Genomic DNA, 24,479 nt, shown 5'->3' with positions numbered 1-24,479 from the left:
GCCGTCCTCCACTTTCCTCCACGACGTCCTCCACATCGCTCCACACCACTTACTACACCGCCCGGAACCGGCTCGTGCGCCGGAGGTTGAGGCGGCAGCGACACGCGGGTGCGGAGCGTGGATTCACGCGGCGCGGGGGCGGAATGGGGCGGAAGTTGGTTGACGGTGGTGGAAAGTGGAGTAAGGTGGAGCGCAGTGGAACTGAAGTGGTGGAAACACCCGCCTGAGTCGGAGAGTCCGCAACGGGGAGGTGGAGCGTGTTCCTCGGAACTCACTTCCCCAAGCTCGACGACAAGGGACGGCTGTTCCTGCCGGCGAAGTTCCGGGACGAACTGGCCGACGGTCTGGTGATCACGCGTGGACAGGAGCGATCGCTGTCCGTGTGGCCGGAGCGTGAGTTCGTCCAGCTGACCGAGCAGTTGAAGCAGGCTCCGATCACCAACAAGGGTGCGCGGGACTACCTACGGATGTTGTTCGCCGGCGCCTCCAACGAGATGCCGGACAAGCAGGGCCGGGTCACCATCCCGCCGATGTTGCGCGACTACGCGGCACTGGATCGCGACTGCGTCGTCATCGGGGCGATGAACCGGGTGGAGATCTGGAACACGGAGAACTGGAACCGGTACTCGCAGGAGCAGGAGCAGGCATTCGCCGACCTGTCCGAGGAAGTACTGCCAGGCATCTTCTAGAAGCACACAGCTGAACAGAGTGCGAGGACACACCGACCGTCCGGTGAGATCACGGGTCCGACTTCCGACCTGGGGTGTTGACGCCACTTCCCCGGCGCCAAGGCCATCAGGTACTTCCCCGGGAGACGTACCCGCGATCTGACCGGACGGTGCTGTCTACGCACCACACAGGACCTGCGGGGGCAGGGTCGCTCCCGCGGCGACGGGAAGGGTCGAGATGGACGGTGCGGAGCGGCATGTGCCGGTGATGCTGGAGCGCGTGGTCGCGCTGCTGGCACCGGCGCTCGCGCGTCCCGGCGCTGTCGTCGTCGACGCCACTCTCGGCCTCGGTGGTCATTCCGAGGCGTTCCTGCGGCAGTTCCCCGAGCTCCGGCTGATCGGCCTCGACCGGGATCCCGCCGCACTCCGGCTGGCCGGCGACCGGCTCGCGCAGTACGCGGAGCGGATCACCCTCGTGCACGCGGTGTACGACGAGTTGCCGCAGGTGCTCGAGGACCTCGACGTACCGGCCATCGACGGCATCCTGTTCGACCTGGGCGTCTCGTCGATGCAGCTGGACGAGGCCGACCGCGGTTTCGCCTACGCGCAGGACGCGCCGCTGGACATGCGGATGGACCCGACCGGCCCGACCACGGCGGCCGACATCCTCAACACCTACAGCGCGGCCGACCTGGCCCGGATCCTGTTCCAGTACGGCGAGGAGAAGTTCGCCCGCCGGATCGCGGACCGGATCGTCCGGGAGCGCGAGACCGAGCCGTTCACGAACAGCGCGCGGCTGAGCGAACTGGTGCGCAACGCGATCCCGCAGGCGGCCCGTCGTACCGGGGGACACCCGGCCAAGCGGACCTTCCAGGCGTTGCGGATCGAGGTGAACGGCGAGCTCGACGTACTGCGTCGCGCGCTGCCCGCCGCGCTCGACTCGCTGGCGCTGCACGGCCGGATCGTGGTGATGAGTTACCACTCGCTCGAGGACCGGATCACCAAGCAGACGTTCGCGCCGGGCACCAAGTCCGACGTACCGGACGACCTGCCGGTGATCCCGGCCGGGCACGAACCGTATCTGAAGCTACTGACCCGGGGCGCCGAACGGCCGACCGAGGAGGAGGTCGCGGTGAACCCGCGCGCCGCCTCGGCTCGCGTGCGGGCGGCCGAGCGGATCCGGGAGAGGGGACTGGTCGCCTGATGAGTACTGTCTTCAGCCCGCAGAAAGCGCGGGTGACGCCGGTCCCGGCGAAGAAGACGCAGCCGCGGCTGCGGGTGGTGTACGGCGCGCCGTTCCGGCCGCCCCGGATGCCGTTCGTCATCTTCGTGGTGTCGCTGCTGGCCGCCGGACTGGTCGGCCTGCTGCTGCTGAACACTCAGCTGCAGAGCGGCACGTTCAACATCACCAAGCTGAGCTCGCAGGCCGACCAGTTGCGGGACCAGCAGGAACAGCTGGAGAAGCAGGTCCGGACACTGGAGTCGCCGCAGAACCTGTCCGACCGGGCGCTCAGGCTGGGCATGGTGCCGAACCCGAACCCGGTGTTCCTGCGGCTGTCCGACGGCCGCGTGCTCGGCGTACCGGCAGAGGGCAAGGCCGGGGCCGGTACGGCGATGTTCGGCCCGGGCACGCCTACCGGTACGGCGACCACCAAGCCGGTGACGCCCGTTAAGCCGGTGACACCGGTCAAGCCGGTCACTCCGGTGAAGCCGCAGACCAGAACCACCAAGCCGCCCACGAGTACGACCAAGCCGCCGACCGGCACCACGAAGCCGCCGGCCACGACGAAGAAGCCTGCCACGACCACACGGGGATGATCGGATGACGGACCGACGGGGAAACGAGCCGCCACGCAAGCGTGGTGCCGCACCGGGCCGGGGGAACCCGCCCAGCAAGGCTCAGCCCCGTCGTCCATCCGCTACGGACAGTGGCCGCACCACCCCGCAACGCCCCGAGTCCACCCGCGAACGGCTCCTCCGCAAAGCCCGCGAGGAGCAGGAGCGCGCGCAGGCGGCAGCTGCACCACGCCCGGTGAAGAAGGCTGCTGCGAAGCGGCCGAGTCCTCGCAAGCAGACTCCAGCCGCAAAGCAGACTGCTGCCAAGAAGCGCGCCGCCAAGAAGACCGGTCAGCGGCCGGTCAAGAAGGTCGCGGCGAAACGGCCGGTGAAGAAGAGCTCCGGGAACAAGCGGCCGCCGCAGAACAGGCCTGCGCCGCGGCCGAAGAAGCGCAAGGTGAAGAAGGCGCCGCGGATGTTGCGGCTGGGCCGGCCGGCGCTGCGGTTGCGGATGACGTTCGGCGTGATGGCGTTCGTCCTGTCGCTGTTCGCCGGGCGCCTTGTGCTGCTCCAGGGCGTGGACCCGGACAGCTACGCGCAGGCGGCGACCAAGGAGAACGCCCGGTCGTACATCCTGCACGCGAGCCGCGGCACCATCGAGGACCGTAACGGCGTCGAACTGGCGGTCACCGAGGACGCGGTCGCGATCACCGCGGACCCTCAGCAGACCAAGCCCGTGGCGCACCAGCTGGCCGCGATCCTGGCCCCGAAGCTGACCGGTACGACGACCGCGAAGCTGGTCGCCGCGATGTCCGGCACCGGCCGCTTCACGTACCTCGCGCGCCAGGTGAGCCCGACGATCTGGAGCACGATCCAGGCCGAGATCAAGGCCGCGAACGTGCCCATCGCCGAGCAGAACAAGAGCAAGCCGAAGGAACAGCAGGCCCCGATGCTGGCCGGGCTGTACACCGAGGAAGACCCGATCCGCAGCCACCCGAACGGCAGTATCGCCGCCACCCTGGTCGGCGTGACGGGGGCCGACGGCAAGGGTCAGTCCGGTCTCGAGTACGGACTGAACGACAAGCTGTCCGGCAAGGACGGCCAGGCGATGTACGAGGTCGATGCCAAGGGCAACAAGATCCCGAACGCGAACCACACGGTGCAGGAACCGAAGCCCGGTCTGGGTGTCCAGCTGACCCTGGACACCGACCTGCAGTTCTTCGCCCAGAAGCGGATCCAGCAGGCGGTCCAGCAGTACAAGGCCAGCGCCGGCACGGTGATCGTGATGGACGTGAAGTCCGGGGAGCTGATGGCGATGGCCAACTACCCGAGCTTCGATCCGAACAAGAAGTACACCTCGGCGGACCTGAACAATCCGGCCCTGGAGCGCAGCTACGAACCGGGCAGTGTGCAGAAGGTGGTCACGATGGCCGCCCTGGCCGATGCCGGGATCATCGACCTGAACACCAAGCTGCAGGTCCCCGGCAGCATCGACGTGCAGCGCCGGATCATCAAGGACCACTGGTCGCACGCCACGATGAACCTGACCATCTCCGGGGTGGTCGCGAAGTCGTCGAACGTCGGCACGATCATGGCCGCGCAGAAGATGCCGATCCCGCAGTTCGTGAAGTACCTGCACGACTTCGGCTTCGGCGAGCCGACCGGGCTGAACTTCCCGGGCGAGACGAAGGGCCGGCTGACGCCGGGCGACGAGTGGCCCGAGATCACCCGCTCGAACGTCGCGTTCGGCCAGGGGCTGTCGGTGAACGCCGTCCAGGAGGCCGCCGCGGTGAACGCGGTCGCGAACGGCGGCGTGTACGTGCCGCCGAAGGTGGTCCGCAACTACATCGACGCGAACGGCACCCTGGTCCCGAACCAGACCGCGCCGGCGCGCCGGGTGGTCAGCGAGAAGGCCGCCAAGGAGGTCACCACGATGATGGAGGCGGTGACCGCGAAGAAGGGCACCGCGCCGCAGGCCGCGATCGACGGCTACCTGGTGGCCGGCAAGACCGGTACCGCGCAGCAGGTCGTCCCGGGGACCGGCAAGTACGGCGCCTGGGCGACTTCTTTCGCCGGATTCGCTCCTGCGGACAACCCACGGTTCGTTACGTACGTCGTACTCCACGATCCCCAGGGTGCCCGGGGTGGTGGTCTCCAAGGAGGACCGGTGTTCCGCGATGTGATGAGCTACGCGCTGCAGAAGTACGTCGTCCCGCCGACCGGGGCGCAGCAGCCGAACATCCCGCTGACCTGGACCTCATCGAAGCGGTGACGCCCAGCTTGATACGCAGCGTGGTGACGCAGGGTCAGATAGGAGTCACGGGGTCCGGAGCGGTAGCCTCAGGGCCCGTGTCCACCCCTACCGCCGCCGGCGGCGCGGTCGCAGCGATCAGGCCCCGGCACGTCGTGCCGGTCAGCCTCGCCGACCTCGCGAGCGTCGCCCATGTTCCGGTCCCGGCAATGTCGCCGGCGACCGTGACCGGCGTTTCCCTCGACTCGCGTTCCATCCTTCCCGGCGACCTGTACGCCGCGCTGCCCGGTGCGGTCACACACGGCGCGGAGTTCGTCGCGAGAGCCCAGCAGGCGGGCGCGGTCGCCGTACTGACCGACCCGGCCGGCGCGGACCGCGCCGCGGCAACTGGTCTTCCGGTGTTGGTCGCCGACCGGCCGCGGAGCGTCCTCGGCGCGATCGCGTCCCGCATCTACGGCGAGCCGACCAGTGAGCTCCGGCTGCTCGGCGTGACCGGCACCAACGGGAAGACCACCACCAGTTTCCTGCTGGATTCCGTACTGCGGGACCTCGGTCCGACCGCGCTCATCGGGACGATCCAGACCCGCATCGGCGACGAGGTCGTGAAGAGCGTCCGGACCACTCCGGAGGCCACCGACCTGCAGGCGCTGTTCGCGGTGATGCGGGAGCAGGCCGTCGCGTGGTGCTCGATGGAGGTGTCCAGCCACGCGTTGGCGCTGGGCCGCGTCGACGGGGCGCGGTTCGCGGTCGCCGGGTTCCTCAACCTCACGCAGGATCATCTGGATTTCCACAAGACGTTTGAGGAGTACTTCCAGGCGAAGGCCTCGTTGTTCACCCCGGAGCGGTGCGATGTCGCGGTGGTGACGATCGACGACGAGTACGGGCGCCGGCTCGCCGCGCAGACCGTCGTACCGCTGGTCACGGTGTCGACGGAGGGTGACGCCGACTGGACGGTCGCCAACCGGCACCGGTCCGAGCACGGTACGACGGTGCTCGATATCCAGGGGCCGAACGAGACGCTGACCGTGGAGATCGCGCTACCGGGTGACTTCAACGTCGCCAATGCCCTGCTCGCGACGGCGATGCTGCGGCAGGTCGGCGTACCCGCCGAGGCGATCGCGGCCGGTTTGCGGACCGCGGCCGTACCTGGGCGGATGGAGACGTTCACCCGGGCGGACGGACTGTCCGTGATCGTGGACTACGCGCACACGCCGGACGCGGTCGCGCTGGCGCTGAGGGCCGCGCGGACTGCGACCAAGGGCCGGCTGTTCGCGGTTGTCGGCTGCGGCGGTGACCGCGATCCGTGGAAGCGGCCCGCGATGGGCGCCGAGGCCGCCAAGGCCGCGGACGTCGTGATCGTCACCGACGACAACCCGCGCAGCGAGGACCCGGCCGCGATCCGGGCCGCCGCGCTCGCGGGAGCCCGCGAGGCCGTTCCGGGCGCGGACCTGCACGAGATCGGCGACCGCCGGCAGGCGATCGCGTCCGCGATCGAGCTAGCGGGCCCGGGCGACACCGTCGTCGTCCTCGGCAAGGGGCATGAGACGGGCCAGGACGTCGGTGGTGTCATCCACCCGTTCGACGACCGCGAAACCGTGCGTGAGCTGTTGGAGGCAGACCGGTGATCCCTGTCAGTTGCGGCGAGATCGCCGACGCCGTTCGCGGTGAGCTCGTGGGCGTCGAGCCTGCGGCCGTCGTGGACGGCGCGGTGGTGATCGACTCACGAGCCGCGGGACCGGGTGGACTGTTCGTCGCCCTGCCCGGTGAACGCGTCGACGGCCACGACTTCGTCGGTACGGCGACCGCGGCCGGTGTCACGGTCTCGCTCACCACGCGGCCGATCGAGGGCAGCCCGTGCATCGTCGTCGACGACGCGCAGCGGGCCCTCGGCGACCTGGCGCGTCACGTCATGGGCAAGCTGCCTGATCTGACGGTGATCGCCCTGACCGGGTCGTCCGGCAAGACCAGCACCAAGGACCTGGTCGGGCAGCTGATCAGCCCGTACGGCGAGACCGTGGTGCCGGAAGGCTCGTTCAACAACGAGATCGGGCACCCGCTGACCGCGCTGCAGGCGACCGCTTCGACGAAGTACCTGATCGCCGAGATGGGTGTGCGCAGCCTCGGGGACATCACCTATCTAGCCGGGATCACGCCGCCGAAGATCGGCCTTGTGCTGAACGTCGGCACCTCGCACATCGGCAAGCTCGGGTCGCAGGACAACATCGCGCTGGCCAAGGGCGAGCTGATCGAGGCCGTTGCGCCGGGTGGCACCGCGATCCTGAACGCCGACGACCACCGGGTCGCCGCGATGCGCAGCCGGACAGAGCAAAAGGTGCTGACGTTCGGCGAGGCGCCGGAGTCCGAGGTCCGGGCCACGGACGTGAAGATCGACGGCGAGGGACGGCCCGCGTTCACGCTGCAGATCGGCGATTTCAGCGCCCCGGTCCAGCTGCAGTTCATCGGCGAGCACTACGTCTCGAACGCGCTGGCCGCTGCAGCGGTCGGCGTCGCGATCGGCCTGACGCCCGAGCAGATCACCGACGGCCTGAACGCCGCGGAGCGGGTGTCCGCGGCGCGGATGGAGCTGACCGAGCGGCCGGACGGCGTGACGATCATCAACGACGCGTTCAACGCGAACCCGGAGTCGACCCGCGCGGCCCTGAAGTCCCTGGCCGCCATCGGGCGGTCGCGCGGTGCGCGGACCTGGGCGGTGCTCGGCGAGATGCTCGAGCTCGGTGACAGCTCGACCGACGAGCACGACGCGATCGGCCGGCTGGCCGTCCGGCTGGACGTGAACCGGCTGCTCGTGGTCGGCGAGGGCGCGAAACCGATCCACCTCGGCGCCTCCCTGGAAGGTTCGTGGGGCAACGAGTCCGCGTTCGTCGGGACCATCCCCGAGGCGCTGGAGTTGCTTCGCCAAGAGCTGCGCGCGGGTGACGTCGTACTGGTGAAGTCCTCGAAGGCCGCGAAACTGCGCAGCCTCGCCGATGCGCTGGTGGAGGACGCCCAGTGATTTCGATCCTGTTCGGCGGCGCCGTCGCGATGGTGCTGACGCTGCTCGGCACCCGGTACGCGATCAGGTGGCTGGCCAAACACGGGTACGGCCAGGAGATCCGTGACGACGGCCTGAAGTCGCACCAGGTCAAGCGCGGTACGCCGACGATGGGCGGCACGGTGTTCATCGCCGCGACCATCGTCGGGTACTTCGCGGCGAAGCTGTTCACGATGACGCCGCCGAGCGCCTCGGCAGTCCTGGTGCTGTTCCTGTTCGCCGGGATGGGCGCGGTCGGCTTCCTGGACGACTTCATCAAGATCTTCCGGCAACGCAGCCTCGGCCTGCGCAGCAAAGCGAAACTGGCCGGTCAGACGATCGTCGCGGTGATCTTCGCGGTTCTGGCGCTGCAGTTCCCGGACGAGCGCGGGCAGCGGCCGGCGTCGCCGTTCATCTCGTTCATCCGCGACATCGGCTGGCTCGAGCTGCCGGTCATCCTGGTGATCATCTGGATCCTGCTGCTGATCGCCGGCATGTCGAACGGCGTGAACCTGGCGGACGGCCTGGACGGTCTGGCCACCGGCGCGTCGATGATGGTGTTCGGCGCCTACACGCTGATCTGTATCTGGCAGTTTGGCCAGAGCTGCCAGACCGCTCCGGGCACGAAGTGTTACGAGGTGCGAGATCCGCACGATCTGGCCGTGGTGGCCGCCTGTCTGACCGGCGCGCTGTTCGGCTTCCTGTGGTGGAACGCGTCGCCGGCCAAGATCTTCATGGGCGACACCGGATCGCTGTCGCTCGGCGGTGCGCTGGCCGGCATGGCCGTGATGACCCGGACCGAGCTGCTGGTGCTGCTGCTCGGCGGCCTGTTCGTCGTCATCACCGCCTCGGTCATCCTGCAGGTCGGCTACTTCAAGATCACCAAACAGGCCACCGGCGTCGGGAAACGATTGTTCCTGATCGCGCCCTTGCATCACCACTTCGAGATGCTCGGCTGGGAACAGGTGAACGTGGTGATCCGCTTCTGGATCATCCAAGGCTTGTTCGTGGTGATCGGACTCGGGGTGTTCTACGCGGAATGGGTGACCGGATGAGCCTCGAAACCCGCACTGACGAGGGCTGGGCGACGACCCGGTTCGTCGTGCTCGGCTTCGGTACGGCGGGCTACGCCTGCGCCGACTCCCTGCTCCAGGCCGGCGCCGAGCACCTCGTCGTCCTCGACGACCGGGACACCGAGGCACTCCGCGAGAAGGCGCAGATCCTCGAGACGCTCGGCGCCACGATCACCCTCGGCCCGGGCAGTACGACGGAACTCCCGAAGGACGTCGACGTCGTCGTCACGTCACCCGGCGTACCGCCGCACGCGCCGCTGCTCGCACAGGCGGCCGAGCGGGACGTGCCGATCTGGAGCGAGATCGAACTGGCGTGGCGCCTGCGCGATCCGGCGAACGCCGCGCCGTGGCTGTGCATCACCGGCACCAACGGCAAGACCACGACCGTGCAGATGCTGACCGCGATCCTGCAGGCGGCCGGCCACCGGGCCGTTGCCGCGGGCAACGTCGGGCTGCCGCTGCTCGAGGTCGTGATGGACCCCGAGCCGTACGACGTGATCGCGGTCGAGCTCTCGTCGTACCAGCTGCACTTCACGCACTCGATGTCGGCGCACTCGGCCGCCGTCCTGAACATCGCGCCGGACCACGTCGACTGGCACGGTTCGCTCGAGGCGTACGCACAGGACAAGGGCCGGATCTACGAGAACTGCCAGGTCGCGTGCGTGTACAACGTCGCGGACCCGGCCACCGAGCACCTGGTCGAGGAAGCCGACGTGATCGAGGGCTGCCGCGCCATCGGCTTCACCCTCGGTACGCCGGGCCTCTCGATGCTCGGCCTCGTCGACGACCTGCTCGTCGACCGCGCGTTCGTGGAGCAGCGCACCACGTCCGCACTGGAGCTCGCGAGCCTGTCCGACATCACACCGCCCGCGCCGCACAACGTGGCGAACGCGTTGGCGGCCGCGGCGCTGGCTCGCGCGTTCGGCGTACCGGCGCCCGCGATCCGCGACGGGCTGCGCGGATTCCGGCCCGACAAGCACCGGATCGCGCACGTCGCGGAAGTTGCCGGGGTCAACTATGTCGACGACTCGAAGGCCACCAACCCGCACGCGGCGCAGGCATCGCTGCTTGCCTACGAGCATGTGGTGTGGATCGCCGGCGGTCAGGCGAAGGGCGCGACGTTCGACGAGTTGGTGATCGCAGCACGGGAACGTTTGCGTGCCGTCGTCCTGCTGGGACAGGACAAGGACGTGATCGCGCAAGCTCTGCAGCGACACGCACCGGATGTCCCGAGGATCGTCGTCGAGTCAACGGACACTGGAGCCATGGAGACCGTGGTGGGGGAGGCGGCGAAGCTCGCACAGGTGGGTGACACCGTGCTGCTCGCGCCCGGCTGCGCATCCTGGGACATGTTCGCCAACTACGGAGCCCGCGGCGACGCCTTCGCCGATGCCGTACGCCGACTGGGGTGATCGCGTGACGTCGATCGCAGATCGCCCGGACCAGAAGAAGCAGACCAGCGAGCGCGCGTGGATCGCGGCGATCAAGGACGTGCTCGACCGGCCGCTGACGTCGTACCACATCGTGCTCGGCGCGACCGGCCTGCTGCTCGTGCTCGGCCTGATGATGGTCCTGTCGGCGTCCAGCGTTCTGTCGCTGCGCGCTAACGGGAACAGCTACACGATCTTCGTCCGCCAGGTCATCTGGGTCGGTGTCGGCCTGCCGATGGCGTACGTCGCCTCCCGGATGACACCGCGGCACTTCCGCATGCTCGCGTACGTCGCCCTGCTCGGCTCGATGTTCCTGCTCGTGCTGACCTACATCCCGGGCCTCGGTGTCGGTGTGAACGGCAACACCAACTGGCTGAACCTCGGCGGTCCGCTGCAGATCCAGCCGAGCGAGTTCGCCAAGCTGGCCCTGGTGATGTGGTGTGCGGATCTGTACGCCCGCAAGGAGAAACTGCTCACCCAGTGGAAGCACCTGCTGATCCCGATGGTGCCGGTCTGCGGACTGGTCATCGCGCTGATCGTCGGTCAGCGCGACCTCGGCACCGCGCTGGTGCTGATGGCGGTGATGATCGGCCTGATCTGGATCGTCGGCGCGCCGACCCGGCTGTTCGTCGCGACCATCGTGGTGGTCGGTGCGGTCGCGACGTACTTCGTCGTCACCGCGAAGCACCGGATGGACCGGGTCTCGTCGTTCATGGATCCGTTCACCGACCCGTCCGGGATCGGCTGGCAGGCGTACCACTCGTTCTACGCGCTCTCGACCGGCGGCTGGTGGGGCGTCGGGATCGGCAACAGCCGGCAGAAGTGGGGCAACCTGCCGGAGGCGCACACCGACTTCATCTTCTCGGTGATCGGTGAGGAGCTCGGCCTGGTCGGGTCGCTCACCGTGCTCGCCCTGTTCCTCACCCTGGCCTACGCCGGGGTGCGGATCGCGACCCGGAACACCGAGCCGTTCGTCCGCTATGCGGCGGCCGGGATCACCATCTGGATCATGGCGCAGACGCTGGTCAACCTCGGCGCCGTGATCGGACTGCTACCCATCGTGGGTATCCCGCTCCCGCTTTTGTCGTACGGTGGTTCCGCACTGCTGCCGACGCTGATCGCGATCGGCATGCTGCTGTCCTTCGCGAAGGCCGAGCCCGGCGCGCAGGCCGCCCTGAAAGAGACTCGGCGACCTCGTTTCGGCTGGTGGCCTTCGCGGCGTACGTCGTACAAATGAACCCCGCGGGAGCGTTGAAAGCTGTGCCCAGCATCGTTCTGGCCGGTGGCGGTAGCGCCGGCCACACCTCACCCCTGATCGCCACCGCAGACGCCCTGCGCCGGATCGACCCGACGATCGAGATCATCGCCCTCGGGACCGAGCGCGGCCTCGAGACCCGCGTGATCCCCGAGGCCGGGTACCGGCTGGAGCTGATCCCGCCGGTGCCGCTGCCGCGTAAGCCCACGCCCGCCCTGTTCGCAGTCCCGGGGAAGATGCTGTCCTCGGTCAGCGCGGCCCGGAAGGTGCTCGACGAGGCGAAGGCGGACGTCCTGGTCGGCTTCGGCGGCTACGTCTCCACCCCGGCGTACGTCGCCGCCTGGCGGCGGAAGACCCCGATCGTGGTGCACGAGGGCAACGCCGTCCCGGGGATCGCGAACAAGTTCGCCGCCCGGTACTGCACGCAGCACGTGAAGACGTCGTTCCCGGGCACCGACCTGCCGCACGCCGAGTACGTCGGGCTGCCGATCCGGCGGGCGATCTCGACGCTGGACCGGGCCGCGCTGCGCGCCGAGGCCCGGCAGTTCTTCGGCCTCGACCCGGACGCGCCGACGCTGTTCGTGACCGGCGGCTCGCAGGGCGCGCAGCGGATCAACGAGTCGGTGTCGGGTGCCGCCGCGGACCTGCAGGCGGCCGGTATCCAGGTGCTGCACGCGATCGGCCCGAAGAACACCCTCGAGGTGCCGCAGACCGGTCCGCTTCCGTACGTCGTACTGAACTACGTCGACCGGATGGACCTCGCGTACGCCGCCGCGGATCTGGTCGTCTGCCGCTCGGGCGCGAACACGGTGACCGAGGTGTCCGGTGTCGGCCTGCCCGCGATCTACGTTCCGCTGCCGATCGGTAACGGTGAGCAAAGGCTGAACGCGAAGCCCGTTGTCGACGTGGGTGGAGGTGTGCTGATCGACAACGCCGAGCTGACCGTGGATTGGGTGCGGGCGAACGTGCCGCAACTTCTGCTCGACCGCGAGCGTCTGACAGCCATGTCCACAGCTGCGACCGGTGTGATCCGGACCGACGCCGACGACCGATTGGCGCGGATCATCCTCGATGTGGTGAGGTCTGCGTCGTGATCGTCACCGCACCTGACACGCTGCTACCGGCCGAGAAGCTGGGCAGGGTGCACTTCGTAGGCATAGGCGGCGCCGGGATGTCCGGGATCGCCCGGATCATGGCGTCGCGCGGGATCGAGGTGTCCGGCTCGGACGCCAAGGACGGCAAGGTGCTCGGCGCGCTCCGGGCGCTCGGCGCTACCTGCTGGGTCGGCCACGCCGGCGAGCACGTGAAGGACGCCGACACCGTGGTGGTGTCGACGGCGATCCGCGAGACCAACCCCGAGGTGGTCGCCGCCCGCGCCGCCGGGATCCCGATTCTGCCCCGGGCCGCCGCGCTCGCCTCGGTGATGGTCGGCCGCCGGACGCTCGCTGTCGCCGGCACGCACGGCAAGACCACGACCACGTCGATGCTGACCGTGGCGCTGCAGCACTGCGGAGCGGACCCGTCGTACGCGATCGGCGGCAACCTGAACGAGTCCGGGTCGAACGCCCACGACGGCACCGGCGACCTGTTTGTCGCCGAGGCGGACGAGTCGGACAAGTCGTTCCTGACCTACGCCCCCGAGGTGTCGATCGTCACGTCGGTCGAGCCGGACCACCTGGACAACTACGGCGACGAGGCCAGCTACCGGAAGGCGTTCGAGGAGTTCTGCGGACGGGTGCTGCCCGGCGGGTTCATGGTGATCTGCCAGGACGACGCGGGCGCCCACGCGCTGGCGTCGTACGCGCGGGACCGCGGGATCGACGTCCGGACGTACGGCGAGGCCGCGGACGCGGACCTGCACGTCACCGAGATCATCGCGACCGGGGCGACGCAGTCGTTCGTGCCGGTGTACCGCGGACGCAAGCTGCCCGTCGTGAATCTGCAGCAGGCCGGCAAGCACAACGCGCTGAACGCGTCGGCGGCACTGACCGTCGGGCTCGGGCTCGGGTTCTCCGCGGCCGACCTGGCCGAGGGACTGGCGTCGTTCACCGGGACCGGACGGCGGTTCGAGTTCAAGGGTCTCGAGGACGGCGTGCGGGTGTTCGACTCGTACGCGCACCACCCGACCGAGCTCGCCGTCGACCTGACCGCGGCGCGCCAGGTGGCGGGGGAGGGGCGCGTGATCGCGTGCTTCCAGCCGCACCTGTTCAGCCGGACCCGGATCTTCGCCACCGAGTTCTCCGAGGCGCTGGCACTGGCCGACGAGGTCGTGGTGATGGACGTCTTCGCGGCCCGTGAGGACCCGGAGCCCGGTGTCACCGGTGCCCTGATCGCGAACCACGTGCCGCTGAAGCCCGAGCAGGTGCGGTTCGAGCCGTCGTGGTCCGCCGTACCGCAGCTGGTCACGGACCTCGCCCAGTCGGGCGACCTGGTGGTGACGCTGGGCGCGGGCGACGTGACGCTGATCGGCCCGGAAGTCGTTGGTTTACTGGCCGAACGCGCCGCCGCCCGCGAGCCTTCCGAGGCAATGCCGGTACCTGTGGTGGAGTAAAAGCGTGGGGTTCGTTGAATGAGCCAGAGCGTCGATCTGGCTCGGGCACAGCAGAAGTTCGCGCGCCGGCAACGGCTGGTGCGGTGGCGGAGCTGGTTGCCCTGGGCCATCGGCGGCGGACTGGTCGTGCTGGCCGGTCTGATCGTCTGGCTGTTCTACTTCTCCTCCGCGTTCGCGGTCTCCGGGGTCCGGATCAGCGGTGCCGACACGGTGCCGGTGGCAACGATCGAGCAGGTCGCGGCCGCGCCGACGGGTACACCACTGGCGAAGGTCGACCTGCGGTCGATCGCGGACCGGGTGCGGACGATTCCGGCGGTGGCGGACGCGCAGGTGACGCGGGCGTGGCCGCGCAAGATCGTGATCGTCGTCACCGAACGGGTCCCGGTCGTGGTGGTCACCGACGGCTCGCGGTACGAGTTGGTGGACGCGACGGGTACGTCGTACCGCACGGTGCCGGACCGGCCGGCCGGACTGCCGGAGGCGAAGGTGACCGGGGTGCGGCGCGACGTCACGATCCACTCGGTGGTGACGGTGTCGGCGGCCCTGCCGGACACGCTGCGGGCGCAGGTGGGATCGATCTCGGCAGCGTCCCCGGACTCGATCACCCTCAACCTCAGCTCCGGCGTCAAGGTCGTTTGGGGTAGTTCCGATGACAGCGAGCGCAAGGCCGAGGTACTCAGCGTGCTGATGAAACGGCAGGCGAAGGTGTACGACGTCTCGGCGCCCGATCTTCCTGTCACCAAAGGGGAAAAGCGGTGACGGATCACATGTCGGTACGGGCGGCGAGGCGCGTGGACATCGCCAGAACCCGTCCCGTAGCGTGCGACGTAATCTAAAGTTGACATAAGTCTAAGCATCCACTTGAGGTTCAGTCTTTTCGCTGGACAACGGGAAAAGCAACGAGGCGAGAGGCGCGGACGTGGCGGCACCGCAGAACTACCTGGCACTCATCAAGGTCGTCGGCATCGGCGGCGGCGGCGTGAACGCCGTCAACCGGATGATCGAGCACGGGTTGAAAGGCGTGGAGTTCATCGCCATCAACACCGACGCCCAGGCGCTGCTGATGAGCGACGCGGACGTCAAGCTCGACATCGGCCGCGAGGAGACCCGCGGCCTGGGCGCCGGTGCGAACCCGGCGATCGGGCAGAAGGCCGCGGAGGACCACGCCGAGGAGATCGAGGAGGCGCTGAAGGGCGCCGACATGGTCTTCGTCACCGCCGGCGAGGGTGGCGGCACCGGCACCGGCGGCGCGCCCGTCGTGGCGCGGATCGCCCGCTCGCTCGGCGCGTTGACCATAGGTGTCGTCACGCGGCCGTTCTCCTTCGAGGGAAAGCGGCGCGCGACCCAGGCCGAGGACGGCATTGCCACCCTCCGCGAAGAAGTCGACACCCTGATCGTCATCCCGAACGACCGGCTGCTGACCATCTCCGACCGCGCCGTGTCCGTACTGGACGCGTTCAAGCAGGCCGACCAGGTGCTGCTGCAGGGTGTTTCCGGCATCACCGACCTGATCACCACCCCCGGCCTGATCAACGTGGACTTCGCCGACGTCAAGGCGGTCATGTCGAACGCCGGCTCGGCGCTGATGGGTATCGGTTCGTCGCGCGGCGAGGACCGCGCCGTCGCGGCCGCCGAGGCGGCCATCTCCTCGCCGTTGCTGGAGGCAAGTATCGAGGGCGCGCACGGCGTACTGCTGTCGATCGCCGGCGGATCCGATCTCGGTCTGTTCGAGATCAACGAGGCGGCGCAACTGGTCTCGGAGTCCGCGCACTCGGACGCGAACATCATCTTCGGCGCGGTCATCGACGACGCCCTCGGCGACGAGGTGCGGGTCACGGTGATCGCGGCCGGGTTCGACGGCGGGATGCCGAAACGCCGCGAACAGGCGATGAACCAGGCCCGGCCACAGTCGTCCCGCCCGTCGTCGCAGAGCTACTCGTCGCCGATGTCCGGCGGCACGACACCACCGGCAGGCCAGCAGTCAGGCCAGCCGCAGCAGCCTGCTCAGCAGCAGCCCGCGCCGACCCAGCAGCCTGGTCCTGCGCAGCACCCGGGCCAGGGACAGCCGGGGCAGGCGCCGAACGCCCAGCCCCCGGTGCAGAACCCGCCGGTTACCGCGGTCCCGAACAACCAGGGCACTCCGACCACCCCGCCGGCCCCGACCGACGACACGGTGCCGGTGCCTGCATCGACCGAGCCGCGGCCCGGTGCTGGGACGACGAACTCCGCGCGCCCGCAATCGGGTGACGGGGTCCGCACGGTGCAGTCCGGCCAGCAGTCGGCCCAGCCGGCACCGCACACCCCGGCCTCGCCGTCGACCCAGCACTCCTGGCCGACCAACGGCCCGAGCAACGCCGCCGGTCAGTCGGGTCAGTCCACGCAGCCGAGTCAGCCGGCCAAGCCGAAGAAGCCGGAGCCCGAGGAAGACCTCGACATCCCGGACTTCCTCAAGTAACCGCCGCCCCGCTCCACCCACGCCGTACCTCGAAACCAACTTTGAGAAGCCACCAACCATTTCTCCGTCCGGAGAACGGTTGGTGGCTTCTCAAGGTTGTCCGGGCGGTGTGGGAGTAAGGAGTGTCGAGCCCGGTAGCCTTTGGGCGTGTTCGGGTATGACGAGGTTCGCCGGGGTGTCCGCTTTGCCTTTACCGATCGGTTCGGCGGTGCGAGTCAGCCGCCGTACGGCGAACTGAACCTGGGTAGCGCCTCGGGTCCGGATGTCGACGGGGTGATCGCGAACTTCGGGCTGATCGCGGCCGAGTTCGGGGTGCCCGCGGAGAACGTGGTGCGGGTCAGCCAGGTGCACGGCCGCGACGTCCACGTCGTACGGCCGGATGACGAACTGCCGGCCCGGCCGATGCCGAAGGCCGACGGTCTGGTGACGACGCGATCCGATGTGGTGCTGGCGGTTCGCGCGGCCGACTGCCTGCCGGTGCTGCTGTCCGGCGACGGCGTGATCGGCGCCGCACACTCCGGCCGCAAGGGCATGTACGTCGGCATCGTCCCGGCGACCGTCGACGCGATGCGGGAACTCGGCGCGTCGACGATCACCGCCGTCCTCGGACCGTATGCGTGCGGGAAGTGCTACGAGGTCCCCGACGAGATGCGGGCCGAGGTCGCGGAGCGGGTGCCGGCGTCGTACTCCGAGACAAGTTGGGGGACGCCGGCGATCGACGTGGCTGCCGGCGTGAAGGCACAACTCGCCGAACTCGGTGTCGAGGTGGTCGATGCGACTGCCTGCACGATCGAGTCCGAGAACCTGTACTCGTACCGCCGCGAAGGTCCGGAGAGCGGGCGGATGGCAGGGCTGATCAAGTTGGTCTCACAGTGAGTACACGCGCCGACGAGCTGCGCCAGAATCTGGTGCAGGTGCAGGAGCGGATCGAGAAGGCCTGTCAGGCGGCCGGGAGGGCCCGGGACGAGGTCACCCTCGTGGCGATCACCAAAACCTTCCCAGTCAGCGACGTACGGGCGCTCGCGGGCCTCGGGATCCAGGACGTCGGGGAGAACCGCGAGCAGGAGCTCAAGTCGAAGGCCCCGGAGTGCCCGGATCTCACTTGGCACTTCGTCGGTCAGTTGCAGTCGAAGAAGTCCCGATCGATCGCGCGGTACGCGTCGGTCGTGCACTCGGTCGACCGGTCGTCACTCGTCGAGGCGCTGTCCAAGGCCGCGGTCGCCGAGGAGAAGACGTTGCGCTGCCTGATCCAGGTGAGCCTCGCGGGGTACGGATCCGCGGACGCGGCGACCGGTGCGAGCCGGGGCGGTGTCGCGCCCGCCGACGTACCGGAACTGGCCGCGGAGATCGCGACGGCCGACGGCCTCGAGCTCGGGGGAGTGATGGCCGTCGCACCCCTCGGTTCGGACCCGGAGGAGGCCTTCGCCGGACTGCGTGAAGTAGCGTCGCGGCTACGCTCCGAACACCCTGGCGCCGACTGGATCTCGGCCGGGATGACCGGCGATCTGGAAGCCGCGATCAAGCACGGTGCGACACACGTGCGGCTCGGGCGTGCATTACTCGGTACGCGCTCTCTGCTGGGTTAGTGTCGACATCGAGCGGGTTTTGCTTCCTGCTCACTGTTGTCGTCGAACCGGATTCGAGGTGCTGGAGGGCCATGAGCGGCGCACTGCGCAAGATGGGTGTGTACCTCGGCTTGGTCGAGGACGGGGAGCGCTACAACGCGCGGTACGACGACGAGTACGACGGCTACGACGAGTACGAGGACGAAGCCGTCGACGGGGACTCCCAGGAGGCCGAGCCGGTACCCGCCGGCAGGGAGAGCCGCGAGCCTCGCACCGAGCCCCAGTTCCAGGGCCGCGAGGAGCGTCAGGACCAGAGCGGCGCCACGGTCAGCAAGTTCCCAGACCGGCGCGGTGTCGCGTCGTCCCCGGAGGTAACCGAGTTGGCCCGCATCACCACCGTGCACCCGCGCAGCTACAACGAGGCGCGCGTCATCGGTGAGCACTTCCGCGACGGTACGCCCGTCATCATGAACCTGACCGAGATGGACCACTCCGACGCCAAGCGGCTGGTGGACTTCGCGGCCGGCCTGATCTTCTGCTGCCGGGGCTCGATCGAGCGGATCACCACCAAGGTGTTCCTGGTCTGCCCGCCGAACGTGACGGTGGCTGCCGAGGAGAAGGAAAAGATCGCTGCGGACGGGTTCTACAACCAGAGCTGAGGCCGGCGCTTCCGCCGTCTTCTACACTCGGTCTCGACATGGATGCTCTAGCGCTCGTCCTCATCGTTCTGTACTGGGTACTGCTCGCCTTCTTCCTGGTGCTGGTGGCACGGTTCGTACTCAGTCTGATCGTCATGTTCGCTCCGCAGTGGCACCCCAAAGGGCCGCTGCTGCTGTTCTTCGAGCTGATCTACTCGATCACGGACCCGTTCCTGAAGCCGTTGCGGCGGATCCTGCCCCCGATCGGGGCCGGCGGAATCCGGATCGACCTGTCGATGCTGATGCTGTTCGTGATGGTCTCGGTGGCGATGGCGATCAACTCGACGGCCCTTCGGTCGTTGTAAGGGTGAGGACCGTGAAGACGGGGTAGATAGAGCCCGGATTCCGTCATAAGACAACGAAGCGATAACGTGATCTACTGAGTCGCCAAGGCGAGGGCCACGGGGACTCCGCCAAGACACAGACAAACGAGGTGAAAGATGCCGCTGACGCCGGATGACGTCCGCTCGAAGCAGTTCACGCCCGTCCGACTACGGGAGGGCTACGACGTCACAGAGGTCGACTCCTTCCTCGACGAGGTGGAAGCCGAGCTCGAGCGACTTCTCGCCGAGAACGAGGAGCTGCGGGCCAAGCTCGCGGCGGCTCAGCGCGCTGGTGCTGACCAGCAGCGCCCGGTCGACCAGACCGCCGCGCTGCCGCCAGTCGTGCAGCAGCCGAAGCCCCCGGTCGTGGTCGAGAAGCCCGAGGAGAAGCCGCCGGTGGTGGCCGCTCCGACCGCGGCTGCGGCGGCCGGCACTGTCGGTGACGCCTCCAGCTCCGCGGTGCGGCTGCTGGAGATGGCCACCAAGCACTCCGACGACCTGGTCCAGGAGGCGAAGGACACCGCCGACAAGATCATCGGCGAGGCCCGCGCCAAGGCTGAGCGCCTGGAGAACGAGGCTCGCGGCAAGGCCGACCGGATGACCGGTGAGGCCCGCGCCCGCGCCGAGAAGCTCGACGGCGAGATCGCCGAGCGCCGCGCGCAGATGCTCGGCACGCTGGAGAAGCAGAAGGGTCAGCTCGAGCGCACGATCGACGACCTGCACGCTTACGAGCGTGAGTACCGCAGCCGCCTGAAGACGTACTTCACCGAGCAGCTGAAGGCGCTCGGCAACGGCGACGACACGCTCAGCCCGCGCAACGGCTTCCGGCCGGAGGCGCGTGCGCAGGCGCACGGTCACGGCGTCTAAAAAGACGTAGTCGCTGTACTTGTTTGTTGAAGGGGCGGTGCTTTCCGGCAGCACCGCCTCTTCGCCATGTCTGACCACCTCTGACACAGGGTCTTTTATTGGTGACTCGGAGTCAGGGCCAGGCGAGGGCAACCTTCCGGCCGCTGAGCGTCTCGACATCAGCAAGCCGCAGCCGGTACGGCGTAAGCCGCAGGAGCGAAGGTGATTCCCCGCTAGGACCGTCGGGGAACACACTCCAGAAGTCGTAGCCGAGTGGTGCGGGAGCGTCCCGGTACAGCTCCCACACTCGTTGCCGGGTCACCGCATCCGTGACCCACTCCGCCTCGCAGTCCGCGACCGCCACCTCATGCCCGGGCTCCCAGTAGCTGCAGCTGACATACGAGCTGTGAGCCAGATGCCGCACCTTCACCGGCGTCGCGCGCGTGACGATCCAGCCGGTCAGTTCGTCGTACAGCTCCCAGATCGGGTGCAGGATGCGGGTCCGCGGCCGGTTGTCCGGCCCGACCGTGGCCACTGTGCACCAGACGATCCGGTGCGCTCTGTCCAGGAACTCCTTTTGCACAACCATGGTTGTAGATTAGCTGATGCACAACCGCGGTTGTATATTTCGGGTCATGGAGTTCGATCCCGCTGACGCCGATCTGTCCCTGGCCTCGTTGTTCGCCGGCTGGGCGCTCGCGGACGAGTTGCAGCGACGGCTCGCGGCTGAGGGGTTCGCGGACTCGCGCTTCGCGGACGGTGTGGTGTTCCAGCATCTGGTCGGCGGGCCGGTGACGATCAGCACACTCGCGGAGAAGCTGGGGGTGACCCAGCAGGCCGCCTCGAAGTCGGTCGCCGACCTCTCGAGCCGCGGCTACGTCAGCCGCCGGCCGGATCCGGCCGATGCCCGCGCCCGCCAGGTCGTCCTCACCGACCGCGGGCAGGCCGTGATCGCCGCCGCCCGCAAGCACCGCGCGGCCATCGACGCAGAGGTTCGTAAGGATTTGGGTGACGACCGCGTCGAACAGGCGCGGTTGTTGCTTGTGGAGCTGATCGACCGGCTCGGCGCGAGCCCGTTGTTGCGGGCCCGCGCCGTCCGGCCACCTCGTTAGGCCTTGGTGAGCCAGTAGGTGAGTTGCAGGTCTTCTTCGGTGCCTTCGGCAACGTCGGCCGGCGTGTCGAGCGGCGGCGTCTGGGTGAGTTCGACAGCGAGGACCTCGCGGCCGATCTCGTCGGCGTGCTTGCCGAGGGCATCGGTCAGCTCGGGGTCGGTCGAGGTCAGCCAGACCCTGATCCGGTCCGACACCTCGAGGCCGGCGTTCTTCCGAGCCTCCTGCAGGGTGCGGACCACCTCGCGCGCCAGCCCGGCCTGCTTGAGCTCCGGTGTGACCTCGAGGTCGAGGGCAACGGTCTCGCCCTGCTCGTTGACCACCGACCAGCCTTCCTTCGGCCGCTCGGACACCAGCACCTCGGCCTCACCGACCTGGACGTCCTCGCCGTCGACCACGACAGTCGCCGTACCCGACTCCTTCAACGCGGCAGCCAGCGCGCCAGCGTCGGCAGCGGCGATCGCCGCCGCAACCACCGGGGTCTGCTTGGCGAACCGCTTGCCGAGCTCCCGGAAGTTGCCCTTCGCGGAGAACTCGACCAGATCCGCGCCCGCCGAGGACAACGGCGCGACCGTGCCCACGTTGAGCTCGTCGGCGATCTCCCGCAGCAGCTCGGGGGAGAGGTCCGCGATCGCGGCCGACCCGACCAGTGCGCGGGCCAGCGGCTGCCGTGTCTTCACCTTCGCCTCGGCGCGGGCCGACCGGCCGAGCTCGACGACCCGCCGCGCCATCGACACGTGCTGCGCCAATACGTCGTCGATCACTGTCTCGTCGTACGTCGGGTAGCTCGTCAGGTGCACCGACTCGGGCAGGTCGGACGTGACCGGGCGGAACACGTCCTGCCAGACCCGCTCGGTGACGAACGGCGTCAACGGCGCCATCACCCGGGTGAGGACCTCGAGCGTCTCGTGCAAGGTGGCCAGCGCTCCGGCGTCACCGGACCAGAACCGGCGGCGCGAGCGGCGGACGTACCAGTTCGAGAGCACGTCGACGAACGAGTTGATCAGCAGACCGAGCCGCTGCGTGTCGAACGCGGCGTACGCCTCGTCGGTGTCCCGGACCAGCCGGTGCGTCTCGCTGACCAGCCAGCGGTCCAGCACCGAGCGGTCGGCGACCGCCGGGGCGTCGGCGGGTGACCAATCGGCCAGCCGCGCGTACAGCGCGTGGAACGCGACCGTGTTCCAGTAGGTGAGCAGCACCTTCCGGACGATCTCGTTCAGCACGTTCGGCCCGATGCCGCGTGCCTTCCACGGCGACCCGGACGCGGCCATGAACCAGCGCACCGCGTCCGCGCTGTGGTCGTCCATCAGCGGGATCGGCTCCAGGATGTTGCCCAGGTGCTTGGACATCTTCCGGCCGTCCTCGGCGAGGATGTGCCCGAGGCAGACGACGTTGCGGTACGACGACTCGTCGAACACCAGCGTGCCGATCGCCATCAGCGTGTAGAACCAGCCGCGGGTCTGGTCGATCGCCTCGGAGATGAAGTCCGCCGGGTAGGTCTCCGCGAACTTCTCCTTCGAACCTTCCGCCCACGGATAGCCCCACTGCGCGAACGGCATCGAGCCCGAGTCGTACCAGGCGTCGATCACCTCGGGCACGCGCCGCGCCTCGCCGCCACAGGTCGGGCAGTCGAACGTGATGTCATCGACGTACGGCCGGTGCGGGTCGGTCGCGCTCAGGTCGCGGCCGGCCAGTTCACCGAGCTCCGCCAGCGATCCGACGCACACCTGGTGGTCCTCACCGCAGCGCCAGATCGGCAGCGGCGTACCCCAGTAGCGCGAGCGGGAGACGGCCCAGTCGATGTTGTTGCGCAGCCAGTCGCCGTACCGGCCCCACTTGACCGAGTCCGGGTACCAGTTGGTCTTCTCGTTCTCGCGGAGCAGGGCGTCCTTCACCTGGGTGGTGCGGATGTACCAGGACGGGAGCGCGTAGTACATGACCGGCGTGTGGCAGCGCCAGCAGTGCGGGTACGGGTGCTCGTACGGCACGTGCTTGAACAGCAGGCCGCGGTCCTTCAGGTCCTTGACCAGCGCCTCGTCGGACTTCTTGAAGAACTGCCCGCCGACCAGCGGTACGTCGGCGTTGAAGTGACCCGTGGTGTCCACCGGGTTCACCACCGGCAGGTTGTACGCGCGGCCCACCGCGAGGTCGTCCGCACCGAAAGCGGGGGACTGGTGCACCAGACCGGTGCCGTCCTCGGTGGTGACGTAGTCCGCCAGCACGACGTAGTGCGCCGGCTCGTCGAACGGCACGAGCTCGAGCGGCCGCTGGTACGTCCACCGCTCCATCTCGCGACCGCCGTACTCACCGGTGACCGTCCAGCCCTCGCCGAGCCGGTCCAGCAGCGGCTTGGCGACCACCAGCGACTCGGTGCCGTCGGTGGCGACGACGTACTCGACCTCTGGGTGTACGGCGACCGCGGTGTTTGAAACGAGTGTCCACGGGGTCGTCGTCCAGACCAGCAGCGACGCCTGGCCGGCCAGCGGACCCGAGGTCAGCGGGAAGCGGACGTAGACCGACGGGTCGACGACGGTCTCGTACCCCTGGGCGAGCTCGTGGTCGGACAGGCCGGTGCCACAGCGAGGGCAGTACGGCGTGATCCGGTAGTCCTCGACCAGCAGGCCCTTGTCGTGGATCTGCTTGAGCGACCACCACACCGACTGGACGTACTCCGGGTCCATCGTCTTGTACGGGTGCTCGAGGTCCACCCAGTAGCCCATCCGGGTGGTGAGCTCGTTGAACGCGTCGACGTGCCGCAGCACGGACTGGCGGCACTTGGCGTTGAACTCGGCGATGCCGTACGCCTCGATGTCGGTCTTGCCGTTGAAGCCGAGCTCCTTCTCGACCGCGACCTCGACCGGGAGGCCGTGGCAGTCCCACCCGGCCTTGCGCTCGACCCAGAACCCCTTCATGGTCCGGTAGCGCGGGAACACGTCCTTGAAGACGCGGGCCTCGATGTGGTGGGTGCCGGGCATGCCGTTCGCGGTCGGCGGACCCTCGTAGAACGTCCACGGCTGACCGCCGACGGACTGCTCGAGGCTCTTGGCGAAGGTGTCGTGCTCGTCCCAGAGGGTGAGCACCTCGCGCTCGAGCGCGGGGAAGTCGACCTGGGCGGGAACCTGCCGCCACGGGGTGCCGGGGTGATGCGCTGCCGCCATCTTTCTGCGTCCTTCGTCCGTCCTTGCCACTGGACGAGGGACGAAGTGCCGGGCCTGTCGCCTGGCTACCGCGCGGTACCACCCTCCTTGGTGACCGAAAGTCCGGTCACCCACTTCCTTGACGACTCGCTGCCGGTTCTAATAGGTCCCTACGGACTGTTCTTCCGGCGGCTCCGGGGTGATGGCCCCATCAGTGCCTTGCGGTTCGCGGTCATCAGTGTACGGCGTCGTACGGGGTGACTACGAATCGTTAATGACTGGTGCGGCGAGCGTCCGGGTAAGACAATTCT

The 24,479-nt window shown here is 68.6% G+C and carries 20 protein-coding genes and 1 pseudogene; 19 read left to right on the top strand and 2 right to left on the bottom strand.

All coding sequences use genetic code 11. From position 1 onward, the window contains the following. Positions 1 to 257 precede the first annotated feature (257 nt). From mraZ to EV649_RS01900, 18 genes and pseudogenes are all read left to right on the top strand, one after another. Positions 258 to 689, top strand: coding sequence for a division/cell wall cluster transcriptional repressor MraZ (gene mraZ / locus EV649_RS01990; RefSeq protein WP_130379883.1), 432 nt, complete (start codon positions 258 to 260; stop codon positions 687 to 689). 217 nt (positions 690 to 906) lie between these two features. After that, positions 907 to 1,872, top strand: a complete 966-nt coding sequence (gene rsmH, locus EV649_RS01985; protein WP_130379881.1) for a 16S rRNA (cytosine(1402)-N(4))-methyltransferase RsmH — start codon at positions 907 to 909, stop codon at positions 1,870 to 1,872. After that, positions 1,872 to 2,486, top strand: a complete 615-nt coding sequence (locus tag EV649_RS01980) for a hypothetical protein (protein ID WP_241997663.1) — start codon at positions 1,872 to 1,874, stop codon at positions 2,484 to 2,486. Before rsmH ends, EV649_RS01980 begins: the two co-directional genes overlap by 1 nt. Before the next feature lie 4 nt (positions 2,487 to 2,490). Next, positions 2,491 to 4,716, top strand: coding sequence for a penicillin-binding protein 2 (locus tag EV649_RS01970; protein ID WP_130379879.1), 2,226 nt, complete (start codon positions 2,491 to 2,493; stop codon positions 4,714 to 4,716). A 77-nt stretch (positions 4,717 to 4,793) separates the two neighbouring features. Continuing rightward, a complete protein-coding gene (locus EV649_RS01965; RefSeq protein WP_241997662.1) occupies positions 4,794 to 6,320 on the top strand; it encodes a UDP-N-acetylmuramoyl-L-alanyl-D-glutamate--2,6-diaminopimelate ligase in 1,527 nt (508 codons plus the stop codon). Then, complete coding sequence (murF, locus tag EV649_RS01960) at positions 6,317 to 7,708, top strand: UDP-N-acetylmuramoyl-tripeptide--D-alanyl-D-alanine ligase (RefSeq protein ID WP_130379877.1); 1,392 nt, start codon at positions 6,317 to 6,319, stop codon at positions 7,706 to 7,708. The genes EV649_RS01965 and murF overlap by 4 nt, the downstream gene beginning before the upstream one ends. Then, entirely contained in the window at positions 7,705 to 8,781 is a 1,077-nt protein-coding gene (mraY, locus tag EV649_RS01955) for a phospho-N-acetylmuramoyl-pentapeptide-transferase (protein WP_130379875.1), read from the top strand. Before murF ends, mraY begins: the two co-directional genes overlap by 4 nt. After that, positions 8,778 to 10,211: a UDP-N-acetylmuramoyl-L-alanine--D-glutamate ligase gene (gene murD / locus EV649_RS01950; RefSeq protein WP_130379873.1), complete on the top strand. Its 1,434-nt coding sequence runs from the start codon at positions 8,778 to 8,780 to the stop codon at positions 10,209 to 10,211. The genes mraY and murD overlap by 4 nt, the downstream gene beginning before the upstream one ends. Before the next feature lie 4 nt (positions 10,212 to 10,215). Next, complete coding sequence (gene ftsW / locus EV649_RS01945; protein WP_130379871.1) at positions 10,216 to 11,466, top strand: putative lipid II flippase FtsW; 1,251 nt, start codon at positions 10,216 to 10,218, stop codon at positions 11,464 to 11,466. After that, positions 11,463 to 12,578, top strand: coding sequence for an undecaprenyldiphospho-muramoylpentapeptide beta-N-acetylglucosaminyltransferase (gene murG, locus EV649_RS01940; protein ID WP_130379869.1), 1,116 nt, complete (start codon positions 11,463 to 11,465; stop codon positions 12,576 to 12,578). Before ftsW ends, murG begins: the two co-directional genes overlap by 4 nt. Beyond that, positions 12,575 to 14,035 carry a UDP-N-acetylmuramate--L-alanine ligase gene (gene murC / locus EV649_RS01935; RefSeq protein WP_130379867.1) on the top strand — a complete coding sequence of 487 codons (1,461 nt, stop codon included), beginning with the start codon at positions 12,575 to 12,577 and terminating at the stop codon, positions 14,033 to 14,035. Before murG ends, murC begins: the two co-directional genes overlap by 4 nt. Before the next feature lie 18 nt (positions 14,036 to 14,053). Continuing rightward, entirely contained in the window at positions 14,054 to 14,794 is a 741-nt protein-coding gene (locus tag EV649_RS01930; RefSeq protein ID WP_130379865.1) for an FtsQ-type POTRA domain-containing protein, read from the top strand. A 160-nt stretch (positions 14,795 to 14,954) separates the two neighbouring features. Then, a pseudogene (gene ftsZ / locus EV649_RS01925) lies at positions 14,955 to 16,148 on the top strand (cell division protein FtsZ); the annotation flags it as partial. A 489-nt stretch (positions 16,149 to 16,637) separates the two neighbouring features. Further along, the gene (gene pgeF / locus EV649_RS01920) at positions 16,638 to 17,366 is read left to right on the top strand and encodes a peptidoglycan editing factor PgeF (protein ID WP_130379861.1); all 729 of its coding nucleotides are present in this window, start codon (positions 16,638 to 16,640) and stop codon (positions 17,364 to 17,366) included. Continuing rightward, positions 17,363 to 18,076, top strand: a complete 714-nt coding sequence (locus EV649_RS01915; RefSeq protein WP_198682265.1) for a YggS family pyridoxal phosphate-dependent enzyme — start codon at positions 17,363 to 17,365, stop codon at positions 18,074 to 18,076. Before pgeF ends, EV649_RS01915 begins: the two co-directional genes overlap by 4 nt. Positions 18,077 to 18,147: 71 nt before the next feature. After that, positions 18,148 to 18,714 (top strand): cell division protein SepF, encoded by a 567-nt coding sequence (gene sepF, locus EV649_RS01910; protein ID WP_130379859.1) that lies wholly within the window; start codon positions 18,148 to 18,150, stop codon positions 18,712 to 18,714. 38 nt (positions 18,715 to 18,752) lie between these two features. Next, the gene (locus EV649_RS01905) at positions 18,753 to 19,058 is read left to right on the top strand and encodes a YggT family protein (RefSeq protein WP_130379857.1); all 306 of its coding nucleotides are present in this window, start codon (positions 18,753 to 18,755) and stop codon (positions 19,056 to 19,058) included. Between the two features lie 135 nt (positions 19,059 to 19,193). Next, complete coding sequence (locus tag EV649_RS01900) at positions 19,194 to 19,943, top strand: DivIVA domain-containing protein (RefSeq protein ID WP_130379855.1); 750 nt, start codon at positions 19,194 to 19,196, stop codon at positions 19,941 to 19,943. Between the two features lie 112 nt (positions 19,944 to 20,055). On the opposite strand, the gene EV649_RS01895 is transcribed toward EV649_RS01900, so the two are convergent. Beyond that, a complete protein-coding gene (locus EV649_RS01895) occupies positions 20,056 to 20,511 on the bottom strand; it encodes a pyridoxamine 5'-phosphate oxidase family protein (RefSeq protein ID WP_130379853.1) in 456 nt (151 codons plus the stop codon). A gap of 46 nt (positions 20,512 to 20,557) precedes the next feature. Here EV649_RS01895 and EV649_RS01890 point away from each other — a divergent pair, with 46 nt between their 5' ends. Continuing rightward, on the top strand, positions 20,558 to 21,034 hold the full coding sequence (locus tag EV649_RS01890; protein WP_130379851.1) for a MarR family winged helix-turn-helix transcriptional regulator: 477 nt from the start codon (positions 20,558 to 20,560) through the stop codon (positions 21,032 to 21,034). Here EV649_RS01890 and ileS read toward each other — a convergent pair. Then, the gene (ileS, locus tag EV649_RS01885; RefSeq protein WP_130379849.1) at positions 21,031 to 24,189 is read right to left on the bottom strand and encodes an isoleucine--tRNA ligase; all 3,159 of its coding nucleotides are present in this window, start codon (positions 24,187 to 24,189) and stop codon (positions 21,031 to 21,033) included. The two genes, EV649_RS01890 and ileS, sit on opposite strands and share 4 nt — an antisense overlap. Positions 24,190 to 24,479 lie beyond the last annotated feature (290 nt).

Origin of the sequence: Kribbella sp. VKM Ac-2569, assembly GCF_004216905.1 — a bacterium.
Lineage (GTDB): Bacteria > Actinomycetota > Actinomycetes > Propionibacteriales > Kribbellaceae > Kribbella.
Note: the sequence above shows the minus strand (reverse complement) of the source record. Positions and strands in the feature narration are given on the sequence as shown.